This window comes from Rhodopseudomonas palustris (genome assembly GCF_007005445.1).
Taxonomy (GTDB): domain Bacteria; phylum Pseudomonadota; class Alphaproteobacteria; order Rhizobiales; family Xanthobacteraceae; genus Rhodopseudomonas; species Rhodopseudomonas palustris_G.
Genome location: NZ_CP041387.1, coordinates 1,046,933 through 1,070,180 on the forward strand (window position 1 = coordinate 1,046,933; position 23,248 = coordinate 1,070,180).

The 23,248-nt window shown below is 66.1% G+C and carries 19 protein-coding genes; 9 read left to right on the forward strand and 10 right to left on the reverse strand.

Annotation, left to right across the window (positions count from 1 at the left end; translation table 11 throughout):
* Positions 1-10 precede the first annotated feature (10 nt).
* The 7 genes from FLL57_RS04790 to FLL57_RS04820 all read left to right on the forward strand — a co-directional run bounded on the left by FLL57_RS04790 (position 11) and on the right by FLL57_RS04820 (position 7,750).
* Entirely contained in the window at positions 11-1,315 is a 1,305-nt protein-coding gene (locus tag FLL57_RS04790; protein WP_142884164.1) for a TRAP transporter large permease, read from the forward strand.
* A gap of 121 nt (positions 1,316-1,436) precedes the next feature.
* Positions 1,437-1,898, forward strand: a complete 462-nt coding sequence (locus FLL57_RS04795; RefSeq protein WP_142882270.1) for a DUF3237 domain-containing protein — start codon at positions 1,437-1,439, stop codon at positions 1,896-1,898.
* A 177-nt stretch (positions 1,899-2,075) separates the two neighbouring features.
* On the forward strand, positions 2,076-2,882 hold the full coding sequence (locus FLL57_RS04800) for a crotonase/enoyl-CoA hydratase family protein (protein WP_142882271.1): 807 nt from the start codon (positions 2,076-2,078) through the stop codon (positions 2,880-2,882).
* Positions 2,883-2,893: 11 nt separating this feature from the next.
* On the forward strand, positions 2,894-4,789 hold the full coding sequence (locus tag FLL57_RS04805; protein WP_142882272.1) for a feruloyl-CoA synthase: 1,896 nt from the start codon (positions 2,894-2,896) through the stop codon (positions 4,787-4,789).
* A 137-nt stretch (positions 4,790-4,926) separates the two neighbouring features.
* Positions 4,927-5,346: an acyl-CoA thioesterase gene (locus FLL57_RS04810; protein WP_013503421.1), complete on the forward strand. Its 420-nt coding sequence runs from the start codon at positions 4,927-4,929 to the stop codon at positions 5,344-5,346.
* Between the two features lie 79 nt (positions 5,347-5,425).
* Complete coding sequence (locus FLL57_RS04815; RefSeq protein ID WP_013503420.1) at positions 5,426-6,583, forward strand: ABC transporter substrate-binding protein; 1,158 nt, start codon at positions 5,426-5,428, stop codon at positions 6,581-6,583.
* Between the two features lie 312 nt (positions 6,584-6,895).
* The gene (locus FLL57_RS04820; protein ID WP_013503419.1) at positions 6,896-7,750 is read left to right on the forward strand and encodes a GGDEF domain-containing protein; all 855 of its coding nucleotides are present in this window, start codon (positions 6,896-6,898) and stop codon (positions 7,748-7,750) included.
* Here FLL57_RS04820 and FLL57_RS04825 read toward each other — a convergent pair.
* Genes FLL57_RS04825 through FLL57_RS04835 form a run of 3 tightly spaced genes read right to left on the reverse strand, consistent with a single transcriptional unit; the run spans position 7,688 to position 11,219 of the window.
* Complete coding sequence (locus FLL57_RS04825; protein ID WP_047308366.1) at positions 7,688-8,407, reverse strand: ABC transporter ATP-binding protein; 720 nt, start codon at positions 8,405-8,407, stop codon at positions 7,688-7,690. The two genes, FLL57_RS04820 and FLL57_RS04825, sit on opposite strands and share 63 nt — an antisense overlap.
* Entirely contained in the window at positions 8,404-10,173 is a 1,770-nt protein-coding gene (locus FLL57_RS04830; protein ID WP_052960635.1) for a branched-chain amino acid ABC transporter ATP-binding protein/permease, read from the reverse strand. The genes FLL57_RS04825 and FLL57_RS04830 overlap by 4 nt, the downstream gene beginning before the upstream one ends.
* A 5-nt stretch (positions 10,174-10,178) precedes the next feature.
* The gene (locus FLL57_RS04835; RefSeq protein ID WP_185966184.1) at positions 10,179-11,219 is read right to left on the reverse strand and encodes a branched-chain amino acid ABC transporter permease; all 1,041 of its coding nucleotides are present in this window, start codon (positions 11,217-11,219) and stop codon (positions 10,179-10,181) included.
* Between the two features lie 166 nt (positions 11,220-11,385).
* Here FLL57_RS04835 and FLL57_RS04840 point away from each other — a divergent pair, with 166 nt between their 5' ends.
* Entirely contained in the window at positions 11,386-11,904 is a 519-nt protein-coding gene (locus FLL57_RS04840; protein ID WP_047308367.1) for a MarR family winged helix-turn-helix transcriptional regulator, read from the forward strand.
* A gap of 23 nt (positions 11,905-11,927) precedes the next feature.
* Here the strand turns inward: FLL57_RS04840 and FLL57_RS04845 are convergent, their stop codons facing one another.
* The 3 genes from FLL57_RS04845 to FLL57_RS04855 form a co-directional block, all read right to left on the reverse strand.
* Positions 11,928-12,347 carry a hypothetical protein gene (locus FLL57_RS04845; RefSeq protein WP_142882273.1) on the reverse strand — a complete coding sequence of 140 codons (420 nt, stop codon included), beginning with the start codon at positions 12,345-12,347 and terminating at the stop codon, positions 11,928-11,930.
* The gene (locus FLL57_RS04850; protein ID WP_013503413.1) at positions 12,344-13,387 is read right to left on the reverse strand and encodes a hypothetical protein; all 1,044 of its coding nucleotides are present in this window, start codon (positions 13,385-13,387) and stop codon (positions 12,344-12,346) included. Before FLL57_RS04850 ends, FLL57_RS04845 begins: the two co-directional genes overlap by 4 nt.
* 130 nt (positions 13,388-13,517) lie before the next feature.
* A complete protein-coding gene (locus FLL57_RS04855; protein ID WP_142882274.1) occupies positions 13,518-15,248 on the reverse strand; it encodes a cation:proton antiporter in 1,731 nt (576 codons plus the stop codon).
* Positions 15,249-15,587: 339 nt separating this feature from the next.
* Between FLL57_RS04855 and FLL57_RS04865 the strand changes: the two genes are divergently transcribed.
* Positions 15,588-17,162, forward strand: coding sequence for an adenylate/guanylate cyclase domain-containing protein (locus FLL57_RS04865; protein WP_142882276.1), 1,575 nt, complete (start codon positions 15,588-15,590; stop codon positions 17,160-17,162).
* A gap of 121 nt (positions 17,163-17,283) precedes the next feature.
* Here FLL57_RS04865 and FLL57_RS04870 read toward each other — a convergent pair whose 3' ends face one another.
* The 4 genes from FLL57_RS04870 to FLL57_RS04885 form a co-directional block, all read right to left on the reverse strand.
* On the reverse strand, positions 17,284-18,564 hold the full coding sequence (locus FLL57_RS04870) for a glycerate kinase type-2 family protein (RefSeq protein WP_142882277.1): 1,281 nt from the start codon (positions 18,562-18,564) through the stop codon (positions 17,284-17,286).
* Positions 18,565-18,733: 169 nt separating this feature from the next.
* The gene (locus FLL57_RS04875; RefSeq protein WP_142882278.1) at positions 18,734-19,969 is read right to left on the reverse strand and encodes an ABC transporter substrate-binding protein; all 1,236 of its coding nucleotides are present in this window, start codon (positions 19,967-19,969) and stop codon (positions 18,734-18,736) included.
* Positions 19,970-20,188: 219 nt separating this feature from the next.
* Positions 20,189-21,676, reverse strand: a complete 1,488-nt coding sequence (locus tag FLL57_RS04880; protein ID WP_041807434.1) for a UdgX family uracil-DNA binding protein — start codon at positions 21,674-21,676, stop codon at positions 20,189-20,191.
* Positions 21,677-21,972: 296 nt separating this feature from the next.
* On the reverse strand, positions 21,973-23,211 hold the full coding sequence (locus tag FLL57_RS04885; RefSeq protein ID WP_142882279.1) for a putative DNA modification/repair radical SAM protein: 1,239 nt from the start codon (positions 23,209-23,211) through the stop codon (positions 21,973-21,975).
* Positions 23,212-23,248 lie beyond the last annotated feature (37 nt).

Here is a 23,248-nt window from a genome sequence, read left to right on the forward strand (position 1 = left end):
GGCCGCGATGCTGAGCAACGAAACCGTCGCCGTCATCGGCTTCGTCATCCTGTTCGTGCTGATGCTGCTGCGCGTGCCGGTCGGCATGGCGATGGGCCTCGTCGGCGTCACCGGGTTCGGCTATCTCACCGGCCTCGAGCCGGCGCTGAAGCTGGTCGGCCAGACCACGATGCGCACCGTCACCGACTATTCGTTCGGGGTGATTCCGATGTTCCTGCTGATGGGGGCGTTCGTGTCGGCGTCGGGGATCAGCCGTGAACTGTTCCGCGCCGGCAACACGTTCGTCGGACACTGGAAGGGCGGCCTCGGCATCGCCACCATCGGCGCCTGCGGCGGCTTCGCGGCGATCTCCGGCTCCTCGGTCGCGACCGCGGCGACGTTCTCGGCGGTGGCCTATCCGGAGATGCGCCGCTACGGCTATCCGCAGTCGTTCTCCACCGGAGTGATCGCGGTCGGCGGCACGCTCGGGGCGATGCTGCCGCCCTCGACCGTGCTGGCGGTGTACGGCATCATCACCCAGCAGGATATCGGCAAGCTGTTCATCGCCGGCATCCTGCCGGGTCTGCTCGCGATCGTGATGCACATGATCACGATCTGGATCATCGGCATGGCGCGGCCGGGCTTCCTGCCGGCCGGGCCGAAGAGCTCGTGGAGCGACCGCCTCGCCGCATTCCGCGACGTGTGGTCGCCGCTACTGCTGTTCGTGTTCGTGATCGGCGGGCTGTATGGCGGGTTCTTCATTCCGACCGAGGCCGGCGCGGTCGGTGCGGTCGGCGCCTTCCTGATCGGGGTGGCGCGCGGCAAGCTGAGCCGAGACGGCATCCTGCAGTCGCTGCTGCAGGCGACGCGGACCGCGGCCGCGGTGTTCACCATCCTGATCGGCGCGATCTGCTTCGGCTATTTCCTCACCATCACCCAGACCCCGCAGCACATCACCGAATTCCTGACCGGTCTGGGGATCGGACCGTACGGCGTGCTGGCGCTGATCCTGGTGATGTACCTCGTGCTCGGCTGCGTGATGGACGCGATGGCGATGGTGATCCTCACCGTGCCGATCGTATTTCCGCTGATCACCGCGCTCGGGTTCGATCCGATCTGGTTCGGCATCGTGATCGTGATGACGGTCGAACTCGGCCTGATCTCCCCGCCGGTCGGCATGAACGTGTTCGTCATCAAGAGCGTGATCAAGGACGTCAGCATGTCGACGGTGTTCAAGGGCGTGGCGCCGTTCGTGATCACCGACCTGATCCGGCTGATGATCCTGATCGCCTTCCCGATCATCGCGGTCTGGCTGCCGATGCGGATGATCGGGTAGTTCGAAAACGCCGTCATGGCCGGGCTCGTCCCGGCCATCCCCGTCTTTGCTGATCATCGACGCCGCAAGACGTGGATGCCCGGCACAAGGCCGGGCATGACGACCAAAATGGATGGATGCGATGACCCCGACCCTCGAAACCAAATACGCCTTCACCATCACCGCGCGGATCGGCGAGGTGACGTCGGCCGGCGAGATCGGCACCGGCATGCGGCGGATCATTCCGATCCTTGGCGGCGAGGTGAAAGGCGAGGGGATCAACGGCCGAGTGCTGCCGTTCGGCGCCGATTTCCAGATCATCCGCCCGAACGAGTTGATCGAGCTGGAGGCCAGATATGCGTTCGAGACCGACGACGGCGCGGTGGTCTATGTCGAGAACGTCGGCATCCGGTTCGGGCCGGTCGAACTGTTGCAGAAGCTGAAGCGCGGCGAGCCGGTCGATCCCAAGCAGATCTATTTCCGCACCCGGCCGCGATTCGAGACCGGTCACCCGAACTATCAGTGGCTGATGCAGCATTTGTTCGTCGGCTCCGCCGCCCGCCACGCCGACCGCGTCGTGATCGACGTGCATCAGGTGCTGTGAGGCCATCGCCCAGGATTGCGGTCTGAACCTCTCCCCGCAAGGGCGGGGCGAGGGAGTGCGCCGCGCAGGACGTTGGACCAGCACCTGAACGCCTAGCCGCATTTCGAACGCACCCCGATTGACGCCGGGCCAAAGTGATTGTTATGGTGTATAACTATTCTGCACAGGACGTAATAAGTGCTCACAGGAAACGCTCAGGCCGCGACCCTCGCGGACCCGTCGACGCTTGTCGTCGATACCGTCGGCCCCGTGCTGACGATCGGTCTCAATCGCCCCAAGAAACGCAACGCCCTCAATGACGGGCTGATGGCGGCGCTGAAGGACTGCCTCACCGACATTCCCGACGAGATCCGCGCGGTTGTGGTCCACGGCCTCGGCGATCACTTCTCCGCCGGTCTCGATCTGTCGGAGTTGCGCGAGCGCGACGCCACCGAGGGGCTGGTGCATTCGCAGACCTGGCACCGGGTGTTCGACAGGATCCAGTATTGCCGGGTCCCGGTGATCGCGGCGCTGAAGGGCGCGGTGATCGGCGGCGGGCTCGAGCTCGCCTGCGCGGCGCATATCCGCGTCGCCGAGCCTTCTGCTTACTATGCGCTGCCGGAAGGCAGCCGCGGAATCTTCGTCGGCGGCGGCGGCTCGGTGCGTCTGCCGCGGCTGATCGGCGTCGCGCGGATGGCCGACATGATGCTCACAGGCCGTGTGTATTCCGCCGCCGAGGGCGTCGTGCACGGCTTCTCCCAGTACCTGATCGAAGACGGCTCGGCCTACGACAAGGCGCTGGAGCTCGGCAACCGTGTGGCGCAGAATGCGCCGCTGACCAATTTTGCGGTGCTGCAGGCACTGCCGATGATTGCCGAGGCCAATCCGCAGACCGGCCTGTTGATGGAATCGCTGATGGCGACCGTGGCGCAGAGCGACCAGGAAGCCAAGACGCGGATACGCGCTTTCCTCGATCACAAGACAGCCAAGGTTCGGCCGAGCTGAACGGAGCCGTGATGGACGCCATGACCGATCCCATTGCACTCGCCGCCACTGCCGCCGGGCACGATGCGGCTCATCCGCTGCGCGACATCTCGTTCGGCGAGATCGGCATCGCCACCGAGCGAAAGCCGGACGGCACGATCTACGTGCGCTCGACCACGACGCTGACCGACTATCCGGTGCGGATCACCGACCGGCTGCATCACTTCGCCGAGAGTGCGCCGGACCGGGTGTTCATGGCGGAGCGCGACGGCCAGGGCGGTTGGCGCAGGATCAGCTATGCCGAGATGCTGCGCGCCGCGCAGACCATCGCCTCGGCGCTGATCGCGCGCGGCCTGTCGGCCGAACGGCCGGTGATGATCCTGTCCGGCAATTCGATCGACCATGCGATGGTGATGTTCGGCGCGCTGTATGCCGGCGTCGCGATGTGTCCGGTGTCGCCGCCGTATTCGCTGGTGTCTAAGGATTACGGCAAGCTGCGCCACATCGTCGGATTGCTGACGCCCGGCCTGATCTTCGCCGACGACATCACCGCGTTCGCACCGGCGATCCTCGCCACCGCGCCGGGCGAGGTCGAACTGGCCGCCACCCGGGGCGAGGTGACGGGGCGCAAAGTGACGTCGCTCGCAGAATTGCTGGCGACGCCCGAACATCCCGAACTGGCCGCCAAGCACGAGGCGATCGGCCACGACACCATCGCCAAGTTCTTGCTGACGTCCGGCTCCACCGGCAATCCGAAGGCGGTGATCAACACCCAGCGGATGATCTGCGCCAACCAGGTGATGATCCGCGAGGCGATGGCGTTCCTCAAGGACGAGCCGCCGGTGATCGTCGACTGGCTGCCTTGGAATCACACCTTCGGCGGCAATCACAACATCGGCCTGACGCTGTTCAATGGCGGCTCGATGTATATCGACGACGGCAAGCCGACGCCGGCCGGGATCGCCGCCACCATCCGCAACCTGCGCGAGATCGCCCCGACGGTGTATTTCAACGTCCCGAAGGGCTACGAGTCGCTGCTGCCGGTGCTGCGCGAGGATGCCCAGCTTCGCAAACTGTTCTTCAGCCGGCTGCACGCGATGTTTTTCTCCGGCGCCAGCCTCGCCGCGCACGTCTGGAACGGGCTCGACGAGGTCGCGGTGGCCGAGACCGGCGCGCGGGTGCCGATGTTGACCGGACTTGGCGCGACCGAGACCGCTCCGTTCTTCATGTCGGTGACGCCGCAGACCAGCCGCTCCGGCCATGTCGGGCTGCCGGTGCCGGGCAACGAGGCCAAGCTGGTGCCGAACAACGGCAAGCTGGAAGTCCGCGCCAAGGGCCCGAACATCACCCCCGGCTATTGGCGTGCGCCGGAGCTGACCGAAAAGGCGTTCGACGAGGAGGGCTTCTACAAGCTCAACGACGCGCTGAAGCCGGTCGATACCAATGACCTCTCGCGCGGCTTCGATTTCGACGGCCGCATCTCCGAGGACTTCAAACTGGCGTCCGGCACCTGGGTCAGCGTCGGTCCGCTTCGGGCGAAGTTCATCGCCGCCTGCGCACCGCTGGTGCGCGACGTGGTGATCGCCGGTCTGGACCGCGACTACGTCACCGCGCTGGCGATCCTCGATCCAGACGGCTGCAAGCTGATCAACGCCACGCTGCCGCTGGACGACCTCGCTGGCATGGCAGCCGATCACCTAATCCGCGAGGCGTTCCGCGAGCGATTTGCCGCGCTGCTGACCCAGGCGACCGGCTCCTCGAACCGCGTCACCCGCGCGGTGCTGCTCGGCGAGCCGCTGTCGATTGACAAGGGGGAAATCACCGACAAGGGCTCGGTCAACCAGCGCGCCGTGCTGGAATATCGCGCCGCTCTGATTGCCGACCTTTACGCCGAACCGCCGCCGGACCATGTGATCGCGCTGGAGTGAGGGGCAATGGTCTCCGTCATTCCGGGGCGCGGACGCAGTCCGCGAACCCGGAATCCCGAGATGATCTGCGCAAGAGATTCCGGGTTCGCCGCTGCGCGGCGCCCCGGAATGACCAACTGAGAGCTAGGCGACTATCGATGTTCACCAACCGCCGTGAGGTGCAGATCCAGTGGGGCGATTGTGACCCGGCGGATATTGTCTATTACCCGCGTTACTTCGCGATGTTCGACGATTCCACCTCGGCGCTTTTTGTTGCAGCCGGGTGTTCGAAACGCGACCTGATCAAGGTTTATGGGCTGGTCGGGATTCCGATGGTGGATACCCGCGCCAAGTTCTACATCCCCTCGACCTATGGCGACGTGATCAGCATCGAGAGCCGGATCGAGCGGTTCGGGCGCTCCAGCTTCGAAGTGGTGCACAAGGTGTTCAAGGCCGAGCAGTTGGCGCTCGAAGGCTTCGAGACGCGGGTGCTGGTCGGTCGCCATCCGGACGATCCGGGACGGCTGAAATCGGTGGCGGTGCCGGAGGAGGTGAAGTCCAAATTCATGCGGGGCTGACTCGCCGCCGGTGATGCCGTAAACAGGACGACAAGATCGCGCCGAACACGGCCGATACCATAAGAGGGAGGAGGAGAACGTGTCCAAGTTCAAGCTGTCCGCTGCGGCGCTCGCCGTGACCTTCGCGTTGCCGGGGCTTTCCGGTGCCGCGCTGGCCGAGACCAATGAAATCACCATCGGTATCACCGTCACCACCACCGGCCCCGCCGCGGCGCTCGGCATTCCGGAGCGCAACGCGCTCGAATTCGTCGCCAAGGAAATCGGCGGCCATCCGCTCAAGGTGATCGTGCTCGACGACGGCGGCGATCCGACCGCGGCCACCACCAATGCGCGGCGTTTCGTCACGGAGTCCAAGGCCGACGTGATCATGGGCTCGTCGGTGACGCCACCGACCGTGGCGGTGTCCAACGTCGCCAACGAAGCCCAGGTGCCGCATATCGCGCTGGCGCCGCTGCCGGTCACGCCGGAGCGCGCCAAGTGGTCGGTGGCGATGCCGCAGCCGATCCCGATCATGGGCAAGGTGCTTTACGAGCACATGAAGAAGAACGGCATCAAGACCGTCGGCTATATCGGCTATTCGGACTCCTACGGCGACCTGTGGTTCAACGATCTGAAGAAGCAGGGCGAGGGGATGGGGTTGAAGATCGTCGGCGAGGAGCGCTTCGCGCGTCCTGACACCTCGGTCGCCGGACAGGCGCTGAAGCTGGTCGCGGCCAATCCGGATGCGATCCTGGTCGGCGCGTCCGGAACCGCCGCGGCGCTGCCTCAGACCACGTTGCGCGAGCGCGGCTATAAGGGCCTGATCTATCAGACCCACGGCGCCGCCTCGATGGACTTCATCCGCATCGCCGGCAAGGCGGCCGAGGGCGTGCTGATGGCGTCCGGCCCTGTGATGGATCCGGAAGGTCAGGATGACAGCGCGCTGACCAAGAAGCCCGGGCTCGAACTCAACACCGCCTATGAAGCCAAGTACGGCCCGAACAGCCGCAGCCAGTTCGCCGCGCATTCGTTCGACGCCTTCAAGGTGCTGGAGCGGGTGGTGCCGGTGGCACTGAAGACTGCCAAGCCGGGAACGCAGGAGTTCCGCGAGGCGATCCGCAAGGCGCTGATCACCGAGAAGGACATCGCAGCGAGCCAGGGCGTGTACAGCTTCACCGAGACCGATCGCTACGGACTCGACGATCGGTCGCGGATTCTGCTGACGGTGAAGGACGGCAAGTACGTGATGGTGAAATAGCCGTCGCGCACAAACGCGTTCGCCCGCGTGGCGGGGCCGGCCTCTCCGTGGGCCGGCCCTTTTTCTGTGTTCCGCCTCGAAGGCGCCCGGCACCGGCTCTCCCGCATCGCAGAAATCGCGAGGCGGCTCTTAGCGCCGCGTTAAGGCTGATGGTTCGAATTGCACGGAGTTAACGTGACCCATGCCCGGCCTCTGGTAGGACTACCAGGGTGCAACGGAATACGCGCGGCGCAACGCTGCGCATCGGGCCAGCGACCGGCGGCCGAGGCGGTTACGCCTCCGCGCCGGCCCGGCCCCCAACAACGGTGATTGATGCCGAACCAGATCGTCACGCAGCGTGATGCGATCCGCTACACCGCGGGCCGGGTGGCGGTCGCGGCCGGGATTACGGCGATCGTCACCCTCGTCTTTCTGATCTCCGATCTAGGCACCGACTGGAGCGCGACCGTCGAAGTCGGCGCAGTTGTGAAGGCGTCGTTGCTGGTCGCGCTCGGCGTCTCCACGACGCTGTCCGGCGCGATGGCGTATCGGTCGGCGCGGCTGATGCAGCAACTGACCTCGACCCGCGCCGAGCTGGTGCGGATGTCCCGTACCGACACGCTGACCGGGTTGCTCAATCGCCGCGGTTTCGACGAGGCCGCTGCGACATTGCTGGGGCGGGCGAGTTTCACCGGCCAGCCTGTCGTTGCGCTGATGTGCGACCTCGACCGCTTCAAGGCGATCAACGATCACTACGGCCACACGATCGGCGACCGCGTGCTCGCCGAGATCGGCGGCATTCTGCGTGACTTCGCTGCGCCGCGCGGCATGCTGATCGCCCGTCACGGCGGTGAGGAATTCGCCGGACTGATCGTCGGCGTCAGCGACGAGCAGGCGAACGACTACGCGCTGGAGCTGTGCCGGCGGTGCGCAACCGAGGTGGCGTGCGACGGCCGCCGGGTTGCGGTGACGATGAGCTTCGGCCTCGCTACCTATGGCGGCGGCGACCTGTCGTCGCTGATGCGCCGCGCCGATCTGGCGCTGTATCGTGCCAAGGATCTCGGGCGGAATTGCGTCGTGCAGCTCGACGCCTGCGCGACCTTACCCACCGCGTCGGCGGAACCGTCAGGCGGGATGCGAGAAGCCGAGATAGCTGGCGACCACCGCCTCGTTGCGGGCGACCTCTGAGGCCGGCCCGTCGAGAACGAACTCGCCGAGCTCCATCACATAGGCGCGGTCGGCGATTGCGAGCGCGGCCTTTGCGTTCTGCTCCACCAGCAGCACCGATACGCCGGCTTCGCGCAGTTCGCCGACGATGCGGAAGATGTCGGCAACGATGATCGGGGCGAGGCCGAGGCTCGGCTCGTCGAGCATCAGCAGCTTCGGCGCGCCCATCAGCGCGCGGCCCATCGCCAGCATCTGCTGCTCGCCGCCGGAGAGTGTGCCGGCGAGCTGCTTGCGCCGCTCCTTGAGTCGCGGAAACAGGTTGTAGACGCGTTCCTGCGATTGCGCCGCCACCGGCTTGGCGATCCGGAAGGCGCCGAGCTCGAGATTGTCCTCGACCGTCATGGTGGCGAACAGCTCGCGATGCTCGGGCACCAGCGAGAGGCCGCTCGCGACGCGGTCCTCGATGTCGAGCCGCGCGACGTCGATGCCGTCGAAAGTGATGCGGCCCTTCAGCGGCAGCACGCCCATCGCGGCGCTGAGCAGGGTGGTCTTGCCGGCGCCGTTGGCGCCGACCACGGTGACGATCTCGCGCGTCCGCACCTCGAGCGACACGTTTCGCACCGCTTCGACCTTGCCATAGGATACCGAGACGCCGGATACCGAAAGCAAAGCGGTCATGCCAGCGCTCCGAGATAGGCCTTGATCACGTCCGGATTGGTCTTGATCGCGTCGGGCGTGCCTTCTGCGATCCTTGTACCGAAGTCGAGCACGACGATGCGGTCGGCGAGGTCCATCACGAAGCCCATGTCGTGCTCGACCAGCAGCACCGACATGCCGCTGTCCTTGAGCTGGCGCAGCAGCGCTGCGAGCCGCTGTTTCTCCATGTGGCGCAGGCCGGCGGCCGGTTCGTCGAGCAGCAGCAGCTCGGGATCGGCGCACAGCGCACGCGCGATCTCGACGATGCGCTGCTGGCCGAGCGACAGGCTGCCTGCGAGCTGATCGATCTCGGCGCCGAGACCGACGCGCTCGATCTGCCGCGCGGCCTCGGCGAGCAGCTTGGCCTCGTCGCCGCGATCGAACCGTAGCATGCTGGTGATCGCGCCGGAGCGGCCGCGCAGATGCGCGCCGATCGCGACGTTCTCCAGCACGGTCATGTCCGGCACCAGCTTGACGTGCTGGAAGGTGCGGGCGATGCCGAGCTTCACCACTTCCTGCGGCGGGGTGTTGTCGACCGGCTTGCCGTGCACTTCGATCCGGCCGCCGGTGGTGGTGAGGATGCCGGTGATCAGGTTGAAGGTGGTCGACTTGCCCGCGCCGTTGGGGCCGATCAGCGCGACGATCTCGGCGGCGTTGACCTCGAACGACACATCGTTGACGGCGACCACGCCGCCGAACTGTTTTCGCGCCCGCTCCACTTTCAACAGCGGTGCGGCGGAGCTGCCCACCCGCTCACGTGAGGGCAGGCCGCCGGCCTTTCCGGTGGCGGTGCGGCGAAAATTCAGCGGCACCAGATTGGCGAGCCACGGCCACACGCCGCCGGGCGCAAGCTGCAACAGCACCACCAGGAGGATGCCGAACACGATGATCTCGAGCTGGCCCTGGCCGCCGAACAGCAGCGGCAGATAGCCCTGCAGCACCTCTTTCAGAATGATGACGATCGCGGCGCCGAGCACGCCGCCCCAGACATAGCCGGCGCCGCCGACCACGGCGATGAACAGATATTCGATGCCGGCCTGCGGCCCGAACGGCGTCGGGTTCACGTTGCGCTGGAAATGCGCGTACAGCCAGCCCGACAGGCCGGCCAGCACCGCCGCGTAGATGAACACGAGCAGCTTGGCACGCGCGGTCTGCACCCCGAATGCTTCGGCGGCGACATGGCCGCGGCGCAGCGCGCGAATGGCGCGGCCGGTGCGGCTGTCGAGCAGGTTCATGGTCAGCACCGCGCTGATCAGCACCATCGCCCAGATCACGAAATAGATGCTGTGGGGATCGTACATGTCGATCGGGCCGATCGACAGCGGAGGCACCCGGGAGATGCCGTCGTTGCGGCCGAGGAAGTCGAGCTTGCTGAACAGATAATACAGCGCGATGCCCCAGGCGATGGTGCCGAGAGGCAGATAGTGGCCGGACAGCCGCACCGTCATCAGCCCGAGCAGCACCGCGGCGATGCCGGCGACCGCGAGCGAGGCCGGCAGTGCCAGCCACGGCGACAGGCCGTAGACCGTGGTGATGTAGGCGGTGGTGTAGGCGCCGAAGCCGCAGAACGCGGCCTGGCCGAACGAGGTGAGGCCGCCGACGCCGGTGAGCAGCACCAGCCCCATCGCCACCAGCGCGGCAAGGCCGATATTGTCGAGCAGCACGATCCAGAACGGCGGAATCCCCGGGATCAGCGGCAGCGCCGTCATCGCGGCGGCGAACAGGAGAACCGGCAACCAACGCGTCATCGCGGTCAGTCCTTCTCTTCTTCGACCGCGGGGGCGGTGAGCGATCGCAGCACCAGCACCGGCAGGATCAGCGTGAAGACGATCACCTCCTTGTAGTTCGAGGCGTAGAACGAAGAGAACGACTCGACGATGCCGACGACGACCGCGGCGACGGCGGTGAGCGGGTAGCTGACCAGACCGCCGATGATCGCCGCGACGAAGCCCTTCAACCCGATCAGGAAGCCGGTGTCGTAATACAGCGTGGTGATCGGCACGATCAGGATGCCGGAGATCGCGCCGATCACCGAGGCGAGCAGGAATGCGATCTGGCCGGAGAGTGAGGTGCGGATGCCGACCAGCCGCGCCCCGAGCCGGTTGACCGCGGTGGCGCGCAGCGCCTTGCCGTAGCGGGTGAAGCCGAAGAACAGCCATAACGCCGCCATCAGCGCCAGCGTGATGCCGTAAACCGCCAGACTCTGCCCGGTGAACAGCAGCGGCCCGACGCTGAGCGCGACGTCCGATAGCGGCGGTCCGCGCAGCCCTTCGGCGCCGAAAAACACCAGGCCGAAGCCCTGCAGCGCCAGATGGCAGCCGACCGAGGCGATCAGCAGTACCAGCACCGAAGTATGCGCAAGCGGCTGGAATGCGATGCGATACAGAAACAGGCCGATCGCCGCGACGATCAGCAGCGACAGTGCGATGTTGACCGCGACCCCCGGCTTGTAAGGCGGCAGCAGCGTCGCCAGCGCCAGCACGGCTGCCGGAAACGCGATATAGATCAGCGCAGCCCGCACCACCTTGGCGAGATGCAAGGATCTGCGCGCGCCGAACAGCTCGAAGCCGAACGCGACCAGCCCCATCACCAGTGCGAGCTGGGCGGTGCCGGGCACGCCGCCGGCCGACAGCGTCGCGTAGGTGAGAGCGCCGAAGGTGATGAATTCGCCCTGTGGGATCAGAATGACACGCGTCACCGCGAACACCAGCACCAGCGCCAGGCCGAGCAGTGCGTAGATCGCGCCATTGGTGACGCCGTCCTGCAACAGGAACAGCAGAATCGTGGTGTTCACGCGAACGTCCCCTCCCGCGAAGGCGCGTCGTTGCGCGCCTCCATCCGCCGGCAGTTGAATTCTGCTCAGGCTATTTGATATGGTGCATAACAATTATCGACTATAAGCTCAAGGCCCGCGAACGCGTCGCGCGGCCGTTGCGCTGATCAGGATCACGAGCCCGGCGATGACCGCATCGAAAACCGCCGCCGTCGCCAAGCCGGCGCGAGCCGCGCGCAAGGCATCGCCGGTCGAGCCCGCCGCCGAGGCGTCCGAGCTGATGATGGGCGAACTGTCGGAGCTGCTCGGCTACGCGCTGAAGCGGGCCCAGCTTCGCGTGTTCGAGGACTTTCTACATTCGGTCGAGCCCGTGCAACTGACTCCGGCTCAGTTCTCGGTGCTGTTGTTGCTGGATGCCAATCCCGGACGCAACCAGACCGAAATCGCCACCACGCTCGGCATCCTGCGGCCGAATTTCGTGGCGATGCTCGATGCGCTCGAGAGTCGCGGCCTGTGCCTGCGCACCCGCTCCCCGAGCGACCGGCGCTCGCACATCCTGATGCTGACCGACAAGGGCCGCGCGACGCTGGCGCGCGCCAAGAAGCTGGTGGCGACCCGTCACGAAGCGCGGCTCACGGCACTGCTAGGGCCGGACAATCGCGATGCGCTGCTGGCGATGCTGGCCAAGATCGCCCGGGAGTTCTGAGCGCGCCGGCGCTGCCGCCACGATCAGCTCTTTTTGAAGCACCGCTTGTCGTTCCCCGGGCAGGGATCGACCTCCCGCACCGACGCGGTGATCGAGTTGAGTTCGATCACCGCGCGCTTTCGTTTGGCCACCAGGAAGCGGTCGACGAACGCGACGGAGGTTGCCTTCAGGGTGACGACAGCTTCCGCTCGTTCGGCGCGGACGATGAAGTCCTCGGCTTCCTCAGGCGTCAGCGAGCGGCAGAACCGCACGACGGCGGCGGCCGGCGACACGTAGCGGGTGAAAGGTCCGGCAGCCTGTTTCGTCGGCGTTTGTTTCGGTGCCGCAGATTTCGGTGCCGCAGATTTCGGTGCTGCCTTCGCTTTCGATTTTGCGTTCGACTTCGCTTTGGCCTTTGTTGTTGATCTCCCTGCTCCGCCTGCCATCATTGTCTCCTCGGTCATTGTGCCGGGTAAAGCTGCAGCTCACGACGCTTCATCTGGTCGATCGCGATCACGGCGAGCACCTCGGACGGCGTTCCGCCGCCGGTGACGCGATCGCCGACGTAGAGGGTCTGCGAGCCGCCCGTGCGGCGGGTCGCTGCAGTCGGGGCCGTGCCGGTGCGCGGCGCCGTGAACAGATAGGTCCGCAGTGATGCAAGATCGACGACGCGATCCCCGGCGAGGGCCAGCGCGATCGCGACCTGATGCACGTCGCTGCGCTTGGCGCTCGCGGTCAATTGCGCGTCGGCGAGCTCGAACGCGGTGGTGACGCGGGTGAACACGACGCTCGGCGTGGCGCTCGCGTTCAAGGTGGTGGTGAACACCAGCTTGTCGGTCATCGCCGGGACCGCGCCGTGATTGCTGCCGGCGAGATTGCCGAACAGCGTCAGCTCGATGAAATCTTTGACCAGTTTCTCGACGCCGATCCGCCCGGTGATCGGATAGATGTAGTTCGCCGCGACGATCTGCCCGTCGCAATAGCGGCCTCGCGCCGGGTCGTTCAACGTCTTGAGCAGATAGCCGAAGGTGTCGGTGACGGTGAAGGTACGTTGGTTGCTGCGCTTGCGCAGCGCGCCGGCGCCGACGTTCAGCCTGAACACGTGCTCGGGCAGGATCCGCAGCAGGTTGGCCTGCGAGGTCAGGTCGTTGTCTTCGGTGATGTTGAGGTCGAAATTATAGGCGACGCCGGTCTTGTAGAACGTGTCGATCATCGTCCGGACCTTGCCGTAGGCAGGGCCAGGAAACAGTTCGGGGCCGAAGCTGCTGGTCGCTTCGCGATCCCCGGCGTAGGTGACGCTGAGCTGCTGGGCGATCGGATCGCCGCTCGCGGCGAGCTTGTCGATCCAGGCGATCACCACGGTCTGGACCGCGTCCCGCGTCTCGCAGCGGATGCGCTTGACGATGTCGGGCGTGTCGACCCCGGAGAAATCCTCCGGCAGCGGGTGGATCGCGCACCCGGTCAGCAGCACGGCCATCCCAGCCGAAACGATGCTCTTCCACATCGCGTGCCTCGGGCAATGACACGAACAACGACAAAACGACGAACCAAAATGATCGCCGACTATACGCCGGCGCTTCGTCGAGTCTGTGGTTTCGATGCAACTATGAGGCGAAATCGCGTCTGTGTCGCTACTACGGGAGTACTTCCCGGCGTTCGGAGAGGCGGGCGTCGAGCGCGGCGCGCTTGTCGGCCAGCAGGCCGTGGTCGGCGGCTTCGATCACGTCGAACAGCTCCTGCGCTTCGGTGATCCGGGTGACGGTGACGTAGTCGGCGCCGGCCTGGTACATCGCCTCGACATCGGTCAGCAGATCCGCCGTGGCGACGATCTGCGCGGTCGGATTGAGGGCCCGGACGTGGCGCACCAGCCGCTCGTTGGTGGCGCCCTTCAGCAGCGAATCCGGCACGCTGAGGATGATGATCTCGGCCTTGGCGACGCCGGCGTGCAGCAGCGTGTCGACGTTGCTGATGTCGCCGTAGATCACGTGCATGCCCCGCTCGGTGAGGGTGCGGTACACCGTCGGGTTGAAGTCGATCACGCTGATCTGCTTGAGCCGCTCGGGCGCGTGGCGCTCGATTTCGCTGACCAGGGCGCTTGCGGCGCGGAAGAAGCCGAGGATGACGATGCGATGCACCGCGCCGTGGCCGGCCTCGGCGGCGGCGTCGGCGCCGCTCTGCTGCTGGCCGAGATCGCGGAAGCCGAGCCTGGTCATCGTCCCGATCGCGCCGCGGGTGATCGGATCGCTGCGCATGATCACGAAGGTCGACAGCACCGCCAGCAATACGAAGGCGAACGAGGCGGCGCTCGCGGTTTGGGTGCCGATGTGGCCGGCGGCGATGCCGGTCTGGATCACCACCAGCGAAAATTCGCTGATCTGCGCCAGATTGAGCGCCGGCAGCAGGCTGGCGCGCAGGCCCTGCTTCATCAGATACAGCGGCACGAAGGTGGTGAGCAGCCGGCTCGCGAGCGTGAAGACCGCGATCGCCAGCGCCAGCCCGATCACCGAGCCGTTCGGGATCGGGATCGTCATGCCGAGCGCGACGAAGAACAGGGTGATGAAGAAATCCCGCAGCGTCGTCACCTTGGCGGTGACGTCGAGCGCATAGGGGAAGGTCGACAACGACACGCCGGCGACCAGCGCGCCCATCTCGCGCGACAGGTGCAGCCGCTCGGCGGTTTCGCCGATCAGGAAGCACCAGGCCAGAGCCCCGAGCAGCACCAGTTCGGGCGTGCGGGCGATGCGATGGAACAGCCAGGGCAGCACATAGCGCGACAGCAGCAGCGCGGTCGCGACCAGCGCGGCGACGCGGCCGACCGAGATCAGCAGCACGGAGATCTGGAGGTCGGCGAGACTGGGCTGCACCGCCAGGAACAGGATCGCGAAGATGTCTTGCAGCACCAGGATACCGAGTGTGATCCGGCCGGGCAGGGTGTCGAGCTCGCGCTTCTCGTACAGCACCTTGACGATGATCACGGTGGACGACAGCGCGCAGGCCACCGTCAGGTACAGCGCGTCGAAATGGCCGCCGCCGAACGCCAGCCCGATGCCGACGAAGAACGCGATGCCGAGCAGCACGCCGCCGGCGATCTGGCCACCGGCCGCGACCAGGATCACCGGGCCGGCGCGGATGATCTTCTTCAGGTCGATCTCCAGCCCGATCATGAACAGCATGAAGATCAGGCCGAGTTCGGAGATCACCGCGATCGAGTTCTCCGACTTGACCCAGCCGAGGCCGAACGGGCCGATCACGAAGCCGGCGACGAGGTAGGCGAGGATCAGCGGCTGGCGGAAAAAATGCGCGACCAGTCCGAGCAGCCAGGCGAACAGGATGCTCAGCGTGATATCGCCAATCAGTTCGTGCATGCACCCGCCGCCGTGGAACGCCCTGACGCGAACAGTAAAGGGACAGCCACGCGGAAACAATGCATCGGACGCCCGGCTCGCCGAACGGGACGCCTTCGCTTGCTGCGTACCCGTGAGTCTCTGGCTGACATGCCTGATTCTGTCGGCCGGCGCACCGGCTTTGGCGCAATCGCCCACCACGCACCCAGCGCTCCCGCTCCGCCCCACCACCAGCCGGCCAAGCGGGCGATTGGAGCGGGATCGGCCGCCTCCGATGGGTAGCCCTGCACCTCGGATGCTTCCCTTTATACCGCCCGCGCTTTAGGTTGCCGGCCACGGCGGCAACCAGGGCTGGGCGGCATGGACAAGTCAGACACCGAGGATCTGCGCGCCCGCGGATGGTGGACCGGCCTCGCGATCGCGGTGCTGCTGCTCGGCCTGCCGCTGGCGGTGTGGCTCGATCTCACCAACCTCGTCGACGCGGCCTTGCGCCGGCAGGCGTCCGACCTGAATTCGGTGATCAAGAGCGTCCGCCACTATTACGCCGCCAACGTGGTGGGGCGGATCTTGGCCCATCCCGGCCAGGTGCAGGTGATCCACGATTACGAGACCGTGCCCGGCGCGATTCCGATCCCGGCGACACTGTCGCTCGAGCTCGGCAAGGTGATCGGCGAGCAGCAGAGCAATATCACCTACCGCTTCGTTTCGGATTATCCGTTCGCCAATCGCGCGCCGCATCAGCTCGACGCCTTCGAGCGCGACGCGCTTGCGGCGCTGCGCAAGGACTCGAGCGAGAACATCGTGTCGGCATCAGCCGGGCTGTTCAGCGACAGCGTCCGGCTGGTGTCGCCGGTGACGATGGCGCCGGCCTGCGTCGCCTGCCACAACACTCATCCCGAAAGCCCGAAGCGCGACTGGAAGGTCGGCGACGTCCGCGGCATCCAGGAGGTGATGATTACCCAGCCGATCGCCGCCAACCTGTTCTCGTTCAAGTTCCTGCTGGCGTATTTTGTGCTGGCGGCGGTGTGCGGTGTGTCGTTCCTGGCGATGCAACGCCGGCAATCGCTGAAGATCGTTGCGATGAACCGCGAGCTCGAGACCAACAACGACTTTCTGGCTTCGCTGTCGATGAAGATCTCGCGCTACATCCCGCCGCAGATCTACAAGAGCATCTTCTCCGGGCAGAAGGACGTCGTCATCCACACCGAGCGCAAGAAGCTGACGATCTTCTTCTCCGACATCCAGAATTTCACCGCCACCACCGAGCGGCTGCAGCCGGAACTGATCACCCAGCTCCTCAACGAGTACTTCACCGAGATGTCGGAGATCGCGCATCGCTATGGCGGTACCATCGACAAGTTCATCGGCGACGCGATGCTGATCTTCTTCGGCGATCCGGAGACCAAAGGCGACCGCGCCGACGCCCAGGCCTGCGTGCGGATGGCGTGGGCGATGCAGCGCCGGCTGTCCGAACTCAATGCCAAATGGCGCGCCGCCGGGATCGAGCAGCCGTTTCGGTCGCGGATCGGGATCAATTCCGGCTATTGCAATGTCGGCAATTTCGGCAGCGCCGACCGGATGGACTACACCATCATCGGCGCCGAGGCGAACCTCGCCGCTCGGCTGCAATCGATCGCGGAGCCTGGCGGCATCGTGGTGTCCTACGAGACCTATGCGCTGGTCAGCGACATCGTCGACGCCCATGCGCTGTCCTCGATCACCATGAAGGGGATCAGCCGCGAGGTGGTGCCGTATGCGGTCGATCAGCTCCGCGACGGCAGCGAAGCCTCGGCGGTGGTGATCGAGAAGGTGCCCGGCTTCGACTTCCGCCTCGACACCGCAGCCGTTGCCGCCACCGACAGCGACCGTGTCCGCACAGTGCTGCTGCAGGCGCTGTCGTCACTCGACCGGCGGCAGCCGAAGGCGGCGGAGTAGCAGGCTCAAGTCGAGAGACGTCGTCATTGCGAGCGAAGCGAAGCAATCCAGAAGCTCCGTGCCCCGCGTCCTGGATTGCTTCGTCGCTGCGCTCCTCGCAATGACGATAGGGGTGGACGCCTCACACCAAGATCACCCGGATATCGTTGACGTTGGTCAGCGTCGGGCCGGTGATCAGCAGGCCGCCGGTCTGGGCGAAGAAGCCGGTGGCGTCGTTGTTCGCGAGACAGGCGGCGGGGTCGAGCTGCAGCGCCTCGATCTGCGCGAAGGTCGCGGCGTCGATTAGCGCGCCGGCGGGATCGTCGGCGTTGCCGGCGCCGCCGTCGGCGCCATCGGTGTCGGCGGCGAGTGCGGCGATGTCGGGCAGGTCGGACAAGTGCTGCGCCAGCGCCAGCGCGTATTCCTGGTTGGGACCGCCGCGGCCCTGGCCGCGTACTGTGACGGTGAGTTCGCCGCCGGACAGGATCGCCAGTTTGAGCCCGGAAGCCCGAGCCTCGCGCGCGAGCCGGGCATGCGCGGCGGCAACCTCGCGGGCTTCACCTTCGAGATCAGCGCCGAGATCGGCAACCTCGTAGCCGGCGTCGCGCGCAACTTGGATCGCCGCATCGAGCGACTGTCGTGGCCGTGCAATGATCTCGAACCGGGCGCGGGCGAATGCGGCGTCGCCGGCCTTGACGCTCTCGTTGCGCTGATCGTTCAGCGCGGCGGCGATCGCCGGATCCAGCTCGAGTTGATAGCGTGCCACCAGCGCCCGCGCGTCGGCTAGCGTGGTCGGGTCAGGCACCGTGGGGCCGGAGGCGATTGCGGAGGGCTCGTCGCGCGGCACGTCGGAGATCGCCAGCGTCACGATCTGACCGGCGTGCTGCCCGGCGCGGGCGAGGCGGCCGCCTTTGATCCGCGACAGATGTCTGCGCACCGTATTGATCTCGCCGATCGGCGCGCCGGAGCGCAGCAGTGCGCGGGTCGCCTGCTGCTTCTGCGCCAGCGTCACGCCGTCGGCCGGCGCGATCCAGTTGGCCGAGCCGCCGCCCGACAGCAGCACCAGCAGCAGATCGCCCGGCGTCGCGGTGGCGGCGAGGGCGAGGCTGGCTTCTGCCCCGCGCACGCCGGCGGCGTCGGGCATCGGATGGCCGGCCTCGATCACCTCGACGCGGCGGGTCGGCACGCGGTGGCCGTGGCGGGTGGTGGCGATGCCGACCAGCCGTGACGGTTCCAGGCCCGAGTTGTCGAGATAATGCCGTTCCGCGGCCGCGGCCATCGCGGCGGCGCTCTTGCCGGCGGCGAGGCAGATGATCCGGCCCGGCGGGGCCGGCGGCAGATGCGGTGCGAGGATGCGATCCGGGTGCGCGGCGGCGACGGCCGCATCGAAAATGGCGCGGAGCAGCGGGCGATGATCGGTCATGTGCCCGTTGTGGCAGGCGCGCCCCGGGCCGGCAAGTGACGGCCGCCTCAGGCCGTCATCCCGGGGCGCTCGCGCAGCGAGCGAACCCGGGATCCAGAGGTTCAGGGCAGTTCGAGATTCCGGGTTCGCCGCTGCGCGGCGCCCCGGAATGACGAAGGTGAGGGAGCGACTAGCCGCCGTTCGGCGAATGCACTTCGCCTTCGATCACGTCGCCGAACAGCTTCCAGTTCTGGCCTTCGAACCGCATCATCTGCAACTGCTCGATCGGCGCGAAGTCGGTCGCCGAGGTGTTGAGCGTCACGCCCGGCAGCAGACCTCCGAGCTGGACACCCTTCAGGTTGGCCGCCTGCTTCATGACGTTTTCACGGCTGAGGTCGTCGCCGCACTGCTTGATCAGCACAGCTACCGTCTCGGCGATGTTGTAGCCGGTCATGAAAGAAGAATCGGCGCGGCTGGCATCAGGCGCGTACTTGGCCATGAACTCGTAGTAGGCCTTCATGCCCGGGTCGTTTTCCCACTGCTTGTCGGTGGCGTCCTTGGCGTAGGAGGCGGAGACGATGCCCTGGGCATTCTCGAAGCCGGCCGGCTTCATCACGCTGCCGGTCGAGGCCGACACGTTCGGCACGATCATCATCGGCTTCCACGCCAGCTCGGCGACCTTCTTGATGGTCTGCGCGGCGAATTTCGGCGTCGCGAAGATCACCAGCACGTCCGGATTGGCGGCCTTGATCTTGACGATGTGGGAGTCGACGGTCGGCTCGGTCAGTTCGTAGCTGTCCTCGATCACGACCTGGGACGCCTTGGCACCGAGTCCGTCCTTGAGGCCCTTCAGATAGTCCTTGCCGAAATCGTCGCCCTGGTACAGCACGGCGATCTTGGCGTCCGGCTTCTCCTTCAGGATGTACTTGGCGTAGATCCGGCCTTCGCTCTGGTAGCTCGGCAGCCAGCCCATCGTCCACGGGAAGTGCTTCGGATCGTTCCATTTGGTGGCGCCCGATGCCAGGAACAGATGCGGGACCTTCTTGGCGTTGAGATATTTCTGGATCGCGGTGTTCGACGGCGTGCCGAGCGGCGAGAACATGAACAGCACTTCGTCGCTCTCGACCAGCTTGCGGGTCTGTTCGACGGCCTTCGGCGGCGAATAGGCGTCGTCGTAGGAGATGTAGACGATCTTGCGGCCGTTGATGCCGCCCTTGTCGTTGATCATCTTGAAATAGGCTTCCTGCGCCCGGCCGACGCTGCCATAGGCCGAGGCGGGGCCGGAATACGGCACGATGTTGCCGATCTTGACTTCGGTGTCGCTGGCGCCGGGGCCGTATTTCTTCTGCGCCATCGCCTGGCCGCTCGAAGCGGTCAGCAGGGCGACGGTCGCCAGGGTGGCGATCGATCGGGAGAGGGCCGACATCAGGGGAAATCCTCGCTGTTGTTGTTGGTCTTGCGGCGCACACGCTGCGCTGCAGCGTTGGCAGTGCAGCGGAGGGTTAGCCGGTTCGGCGCGGTTGCTCAACCCGCGCAAGTTGCGACGGTTACCAAATTTCGCGGCCATTCCGTCGAATGGAAATAGATGCTGCCGAGGACGTGCGAAAGGCGCAGCGACCCCGCGCTGCGTCATCGGCGCGTCACGCTACGCCACATCCGCCTTCCTCAGATGCGCGGCGACGATTTTCAGGTCGTCGACGAAGCGGGCGTATTCGCGCTCTTTGGCCTCGGCGTCAGGCAGGCGCAGCAGATACGATGGATGCACCGTCACCAGCACCTGCGGGCCGTCGTCGCGGTCGATCAGATGGCCGCGATTGGCGTTGATTGGCGTCACCTTGCCGAGCACGCTCTGCGCCGCGGTGGCGCCCATGGCGACGACCAGCAGCGGCTGCACCGCGGCGAGTTCGCGCTCGTACCATTGCCGGCACGCCTTGATCTCCGGCGTGTTCGGCTTCTGGTGCAGGCGGATCTTGCCGCGCGGCACGAATTTGAAGTGCTTCACTGCGTTGGTCACATAGGTCTTGCTGCGGTCGACGCCGGCTTCCGCCAGCGCCCGATCGAGCATCTGCCCGGCCGGGCCGACGAACGGCTTGCCGGCGAGGTCTTCCTTGTCGCCGGGCTGTTCGCCGACCAGCATCACGGTGGCATGCTGCGGACCTTCGCCGAACACGGTCTGGGTGGCGTCCTTCCACAGGTCGCAGGCGCGGCAATCTTTCGCTTCCTCGCGCAGATGCGCCAGCGTGTCGGCCTTGGGCTTGGCTCTCGTCATCGGTTGCTCCTGTCGCTGCGGCTTCCTCGGCGCGGTCGCCTCGGCCGCGACCATCGCGTGCGCCTTGCGCTCGGCGTGTTCGATCAGCGGTTTGATCAGCGCCGCTTCGGGCAGATTGCGCCAATATTTCTTCGGCATCTCGGCCTGCATCGCCTTGGTCTTCAGCCGCGCCGGATTGAAGATGCTGGCGTAGTAGGTGAGCCAGGTTTGTTCGAGGCGATCCTCCGACGGCGCCATCGCCTTGGTGACGCCGGGCGTGATCGCAACCCTGTGGCCGTCCCAATGCGCGCAGACGTCGGGCGTCAGGATCGACCATTCCATATCGGCGAAGCGGCGGGCGAAGAACGGCGCGGCCAGCTCGACGATATGATGCTCGGGTTCGAACCAGGCGACGTAGCGCGACTTCGGCTCGCGGCCGATCTCGCGGAACCGGACGAAGGCGTGCATCTTGTGCTCGTCGCGCCGCACCGCCTTGGCCATCGCCGAAAGCCGCGCCACGTCGGGATCGGTCGCCACCTGCATCAGCTCGGGATTGGCGCGGAGACGCCACAGCAACTGATACAGATATGCGAAGCGCTGCGGATCGCGGTGCAGGATGGCGAGTTGCGCCAGCTCGACGAAGCGGGCGGGGACGTTGAAGGTCTGCGCGGGGGAGGGCGATTGGGTAAAGTGTGTGAACGGCGCGGCCGTTTCAGCAAAGGCTCCCGCATCCGGCGACAGCCCCGCCGCGTCGAACAGCTCCGGCTCGTCGCCCGTCACGCTCCAGGTGATATCCGCCGGTGCCACGTCCGCCAGCACCAGCTCCCGCGCCGCCTTGCGCCAGCCGTCGAAATCGGTGTCGCTGTCGAGCCGGATGCGGTGCATGTGCCTTTGGTTAGCCAACTTGTTAGTTATGCACAGGTCGCGCTTGCAACATGGCACAGCCCTCATCCTGAGGAGACTCGGCAAAGCCCGCAGGGCTTAGCCGAGGCGTCTCGAAGGATGGCCGCAGGTGCGTGGCTCCATCCTTCGAGACGGCTGCTGCGCAGCCTCCTCAGGATGAGGTCGCGCTTGTAGCTAATCATCCATCCCCGTCATTGCGAGCGAAGCGAAGCAATCCAGCTCAGGGCAAAGTGCTGGATTGTTTCGTCGCTTCGCTGCGCTCGCAATGACGCTGATCGTCAAAACCCAAATCCCAACTGCTGCGCCTTCGGCCGAAACCGCTCCGCCAGCCGCGCGCCGTCGAGCTGGTAAGCCGGCGGGCGGTGGTCGGGGAGAACGATGAACGGCAGCGCCTTGTTCCGTGGGATGTGGAGTTTGGCGAGGTCCGAGCTGCGGATCGCGCTGTTGCGGCGGGTGTCGATGATGCGGTCGACCGCCTTGCGGCCGAAGCCCGGAATCCGCAGCAATTCCTCGCGGCTGGCGCGGTTGACGTCGAGCGGGAAGCGCTCGCGGTGGCGCAGCGCCCAGGCCAGTTTCGGATCGATTTCCAGCGACAGCATCCCGGCGGCCGGATCGATGATCTCGCCGGCCTCGAAGCCGTAGAACCGCATCAGCCAGTCGGCCTGGTACAGCCGATGTTCGCGCACCAGCGGCGGTGCCTGCAAGGGCAAAGCGCGGCTGGAATCCGGGATCGGGCTGAACGCCGAGTAGTACACCCGCTTCAGATTGTACGAGCCGTAGAGATTGGCGGACGTGTCGAGGATGGTCTGGTCGGTGGCGGCGTCGGCGCCGACGATCATCTGCGTGCTCTGGCCGGCCGGTGCGAAGCGCGGCGGCTTGGTCCGCGTCGGGGCTTTCTTCGCTTCGGTCGCTTCATCCAGCTTCAAGCGCAGCCGGCCCATGGTGCGGCGGATGGCGCGGACGTTCTTCTCCGGCGCCAACTGAGCGAGGCTGGTCTCCTCCGGCACCTCGATGTTGATGCTGAGCCGGTCGGCATAGCGGCCGGCCTTGGCGATCAGCGCGTCGTCGGCTTCCGGAATCGTCTTCAGATGAATGTAGCCGCGGAAGTGATGCTCCTCCCGGAGGCGCCGCGCCACTTCGACGATCTGCTCCATGGTGTAGTCGGCGCTGCGGATGATGCCCGAGGACAGGAACAGCCCCTCGATGTAGTTGCGGCGATAGAAGTCGAGCGTGAGCTGCACCACTTCGTCGACGGTGAAGCGGGCGCGTGGCACGTTCGACGACGCACGGTTGACGCAATACAGGCAGTCGTAGGCGCAGGCGTTGGTCAGCAGCACCTTGAGCAGCGAGATGCAGCGGCCGTCCGGCGCATAAGAATGGCAGATGCCCATGCCGGGCGCGGTCGAGCCGAGCCCCTTGCCGTCCCGACTGTCGCGTTTCTCCGTCCCGCTGGAGGCGCAGGAGGCGTCGTATTTCGCCGCGTCCGCCAGGATGGCCAGCTTGCGCTGCACGTCCATGCTTGGAATCTCCTTGATTCATCTCGCGAAAAAATTT

Bases quoted from the DNA above. Each gene is read 5' to 3' on its own strand.
- FLL57_RS04880 (WP_041807434.1), bottom strand. From the start codon at position 21,676: ATGCACCGCATCCGGCTCGACAGCGACACCGATTTCGACGGCTGGCGC.
- FLL57_RS04875 (WP_142882278.1), bottom strand. From the start codon at position 19,969: ATGTCGGCCCTCTCCCGATCGATCGCCACCCTGGCGACCGTCGCCCTG.
- FLL57_RS04855 (WP_142882274.1), bottom strand. From the start codon at position 15,248: ATGCACGAACTGATTGGCGATATCACGCTGAGCATCCTGTTCGCCTGG.
- FLL57_RS04870 (WP_142882277.1), bottom strand. From the start codon at position 18,564: ATGACCGATCATCGCCCGCTGCTCCGCGCCATTTTCGATGCGGCCGTC.
- FLL57_RS04795 (WP_142882270.1), top strand. From the start codon at position 1,437: ATGACCCCGACCCTCGAAACCAAATACGCCTTCACCATCACCGCGCGG.
- FLL57_RS04825 (WP_047308366.1), bottom strand. From the start codon at position 8,407: ATGACCGCTTTGCTTTCGGTATCCGGCGTCTCGGTATCCTATGGCAAG.
- FLL57_RS04805 (WP_142882272.1), top strand. From the start codon at position 2,894: ATGGACGCCATGACCGATCCCATTGCACTCGCCGCCACTGCCGCCGGG.
- FLL57_RS04830 (WP_052960635.1), bottom strand. From the start codon at position 10,173: ATGACGCGTTGGTTGCCGGTTCTCCTGTTCGCCGCCGCGATGACGGCG.
- FLL57_RS04820 (WP_013503419.1), top strand. From the start codon at position 6,896: ATGCCGAACCAGATCGTCACGCAGCGTGATGCGATCCGCTACACCGCG.
- FLL57_RS04845 (WP_142882273.1), bottom strand. From the start codon at position 12,347: ATGACCGAGGAGACAATGATGGCAGGCGGAGCAGGGAGATCAACAACA.
- FLL57_RS04865 (WP_142882276.1), top strand. From the start codon at position 15,588: ATGGACAAGTCAGACACCGAGGATCTGCGCGCCCGCGGATGGTGGACC.
- FLL57_RS04885 (WP_142882279.1), bottom strand. From the start codon at position 23,211: ATGGACGTGCAGCGCAAGCTGGCCATCCTGGCGGACGCGGCGAAATAC.
- FLL57_RS04810 (WP_013503421.1), top strand. From the start codon at position 4,927: ATGTTCACCAACCGCCGTGAGGTGCAGATCCAGTGGGGCGATTGTGAC.
- FLL57_RS04850 (WP_013503413.1), bottom strand. From the start codon at position 13,387: ATGTGGAAGAGCATCGTTTCGGCTGGGATGGCCGTGCTGCTGACCGGG.
- FLL57_RS04840 (WP_047308367.1), top strand. From the start codon at position 11,386: ATGACCGCATCGAAAACCGCCGCCGTCGCCAAGCCGGCGCGAGCCGCG.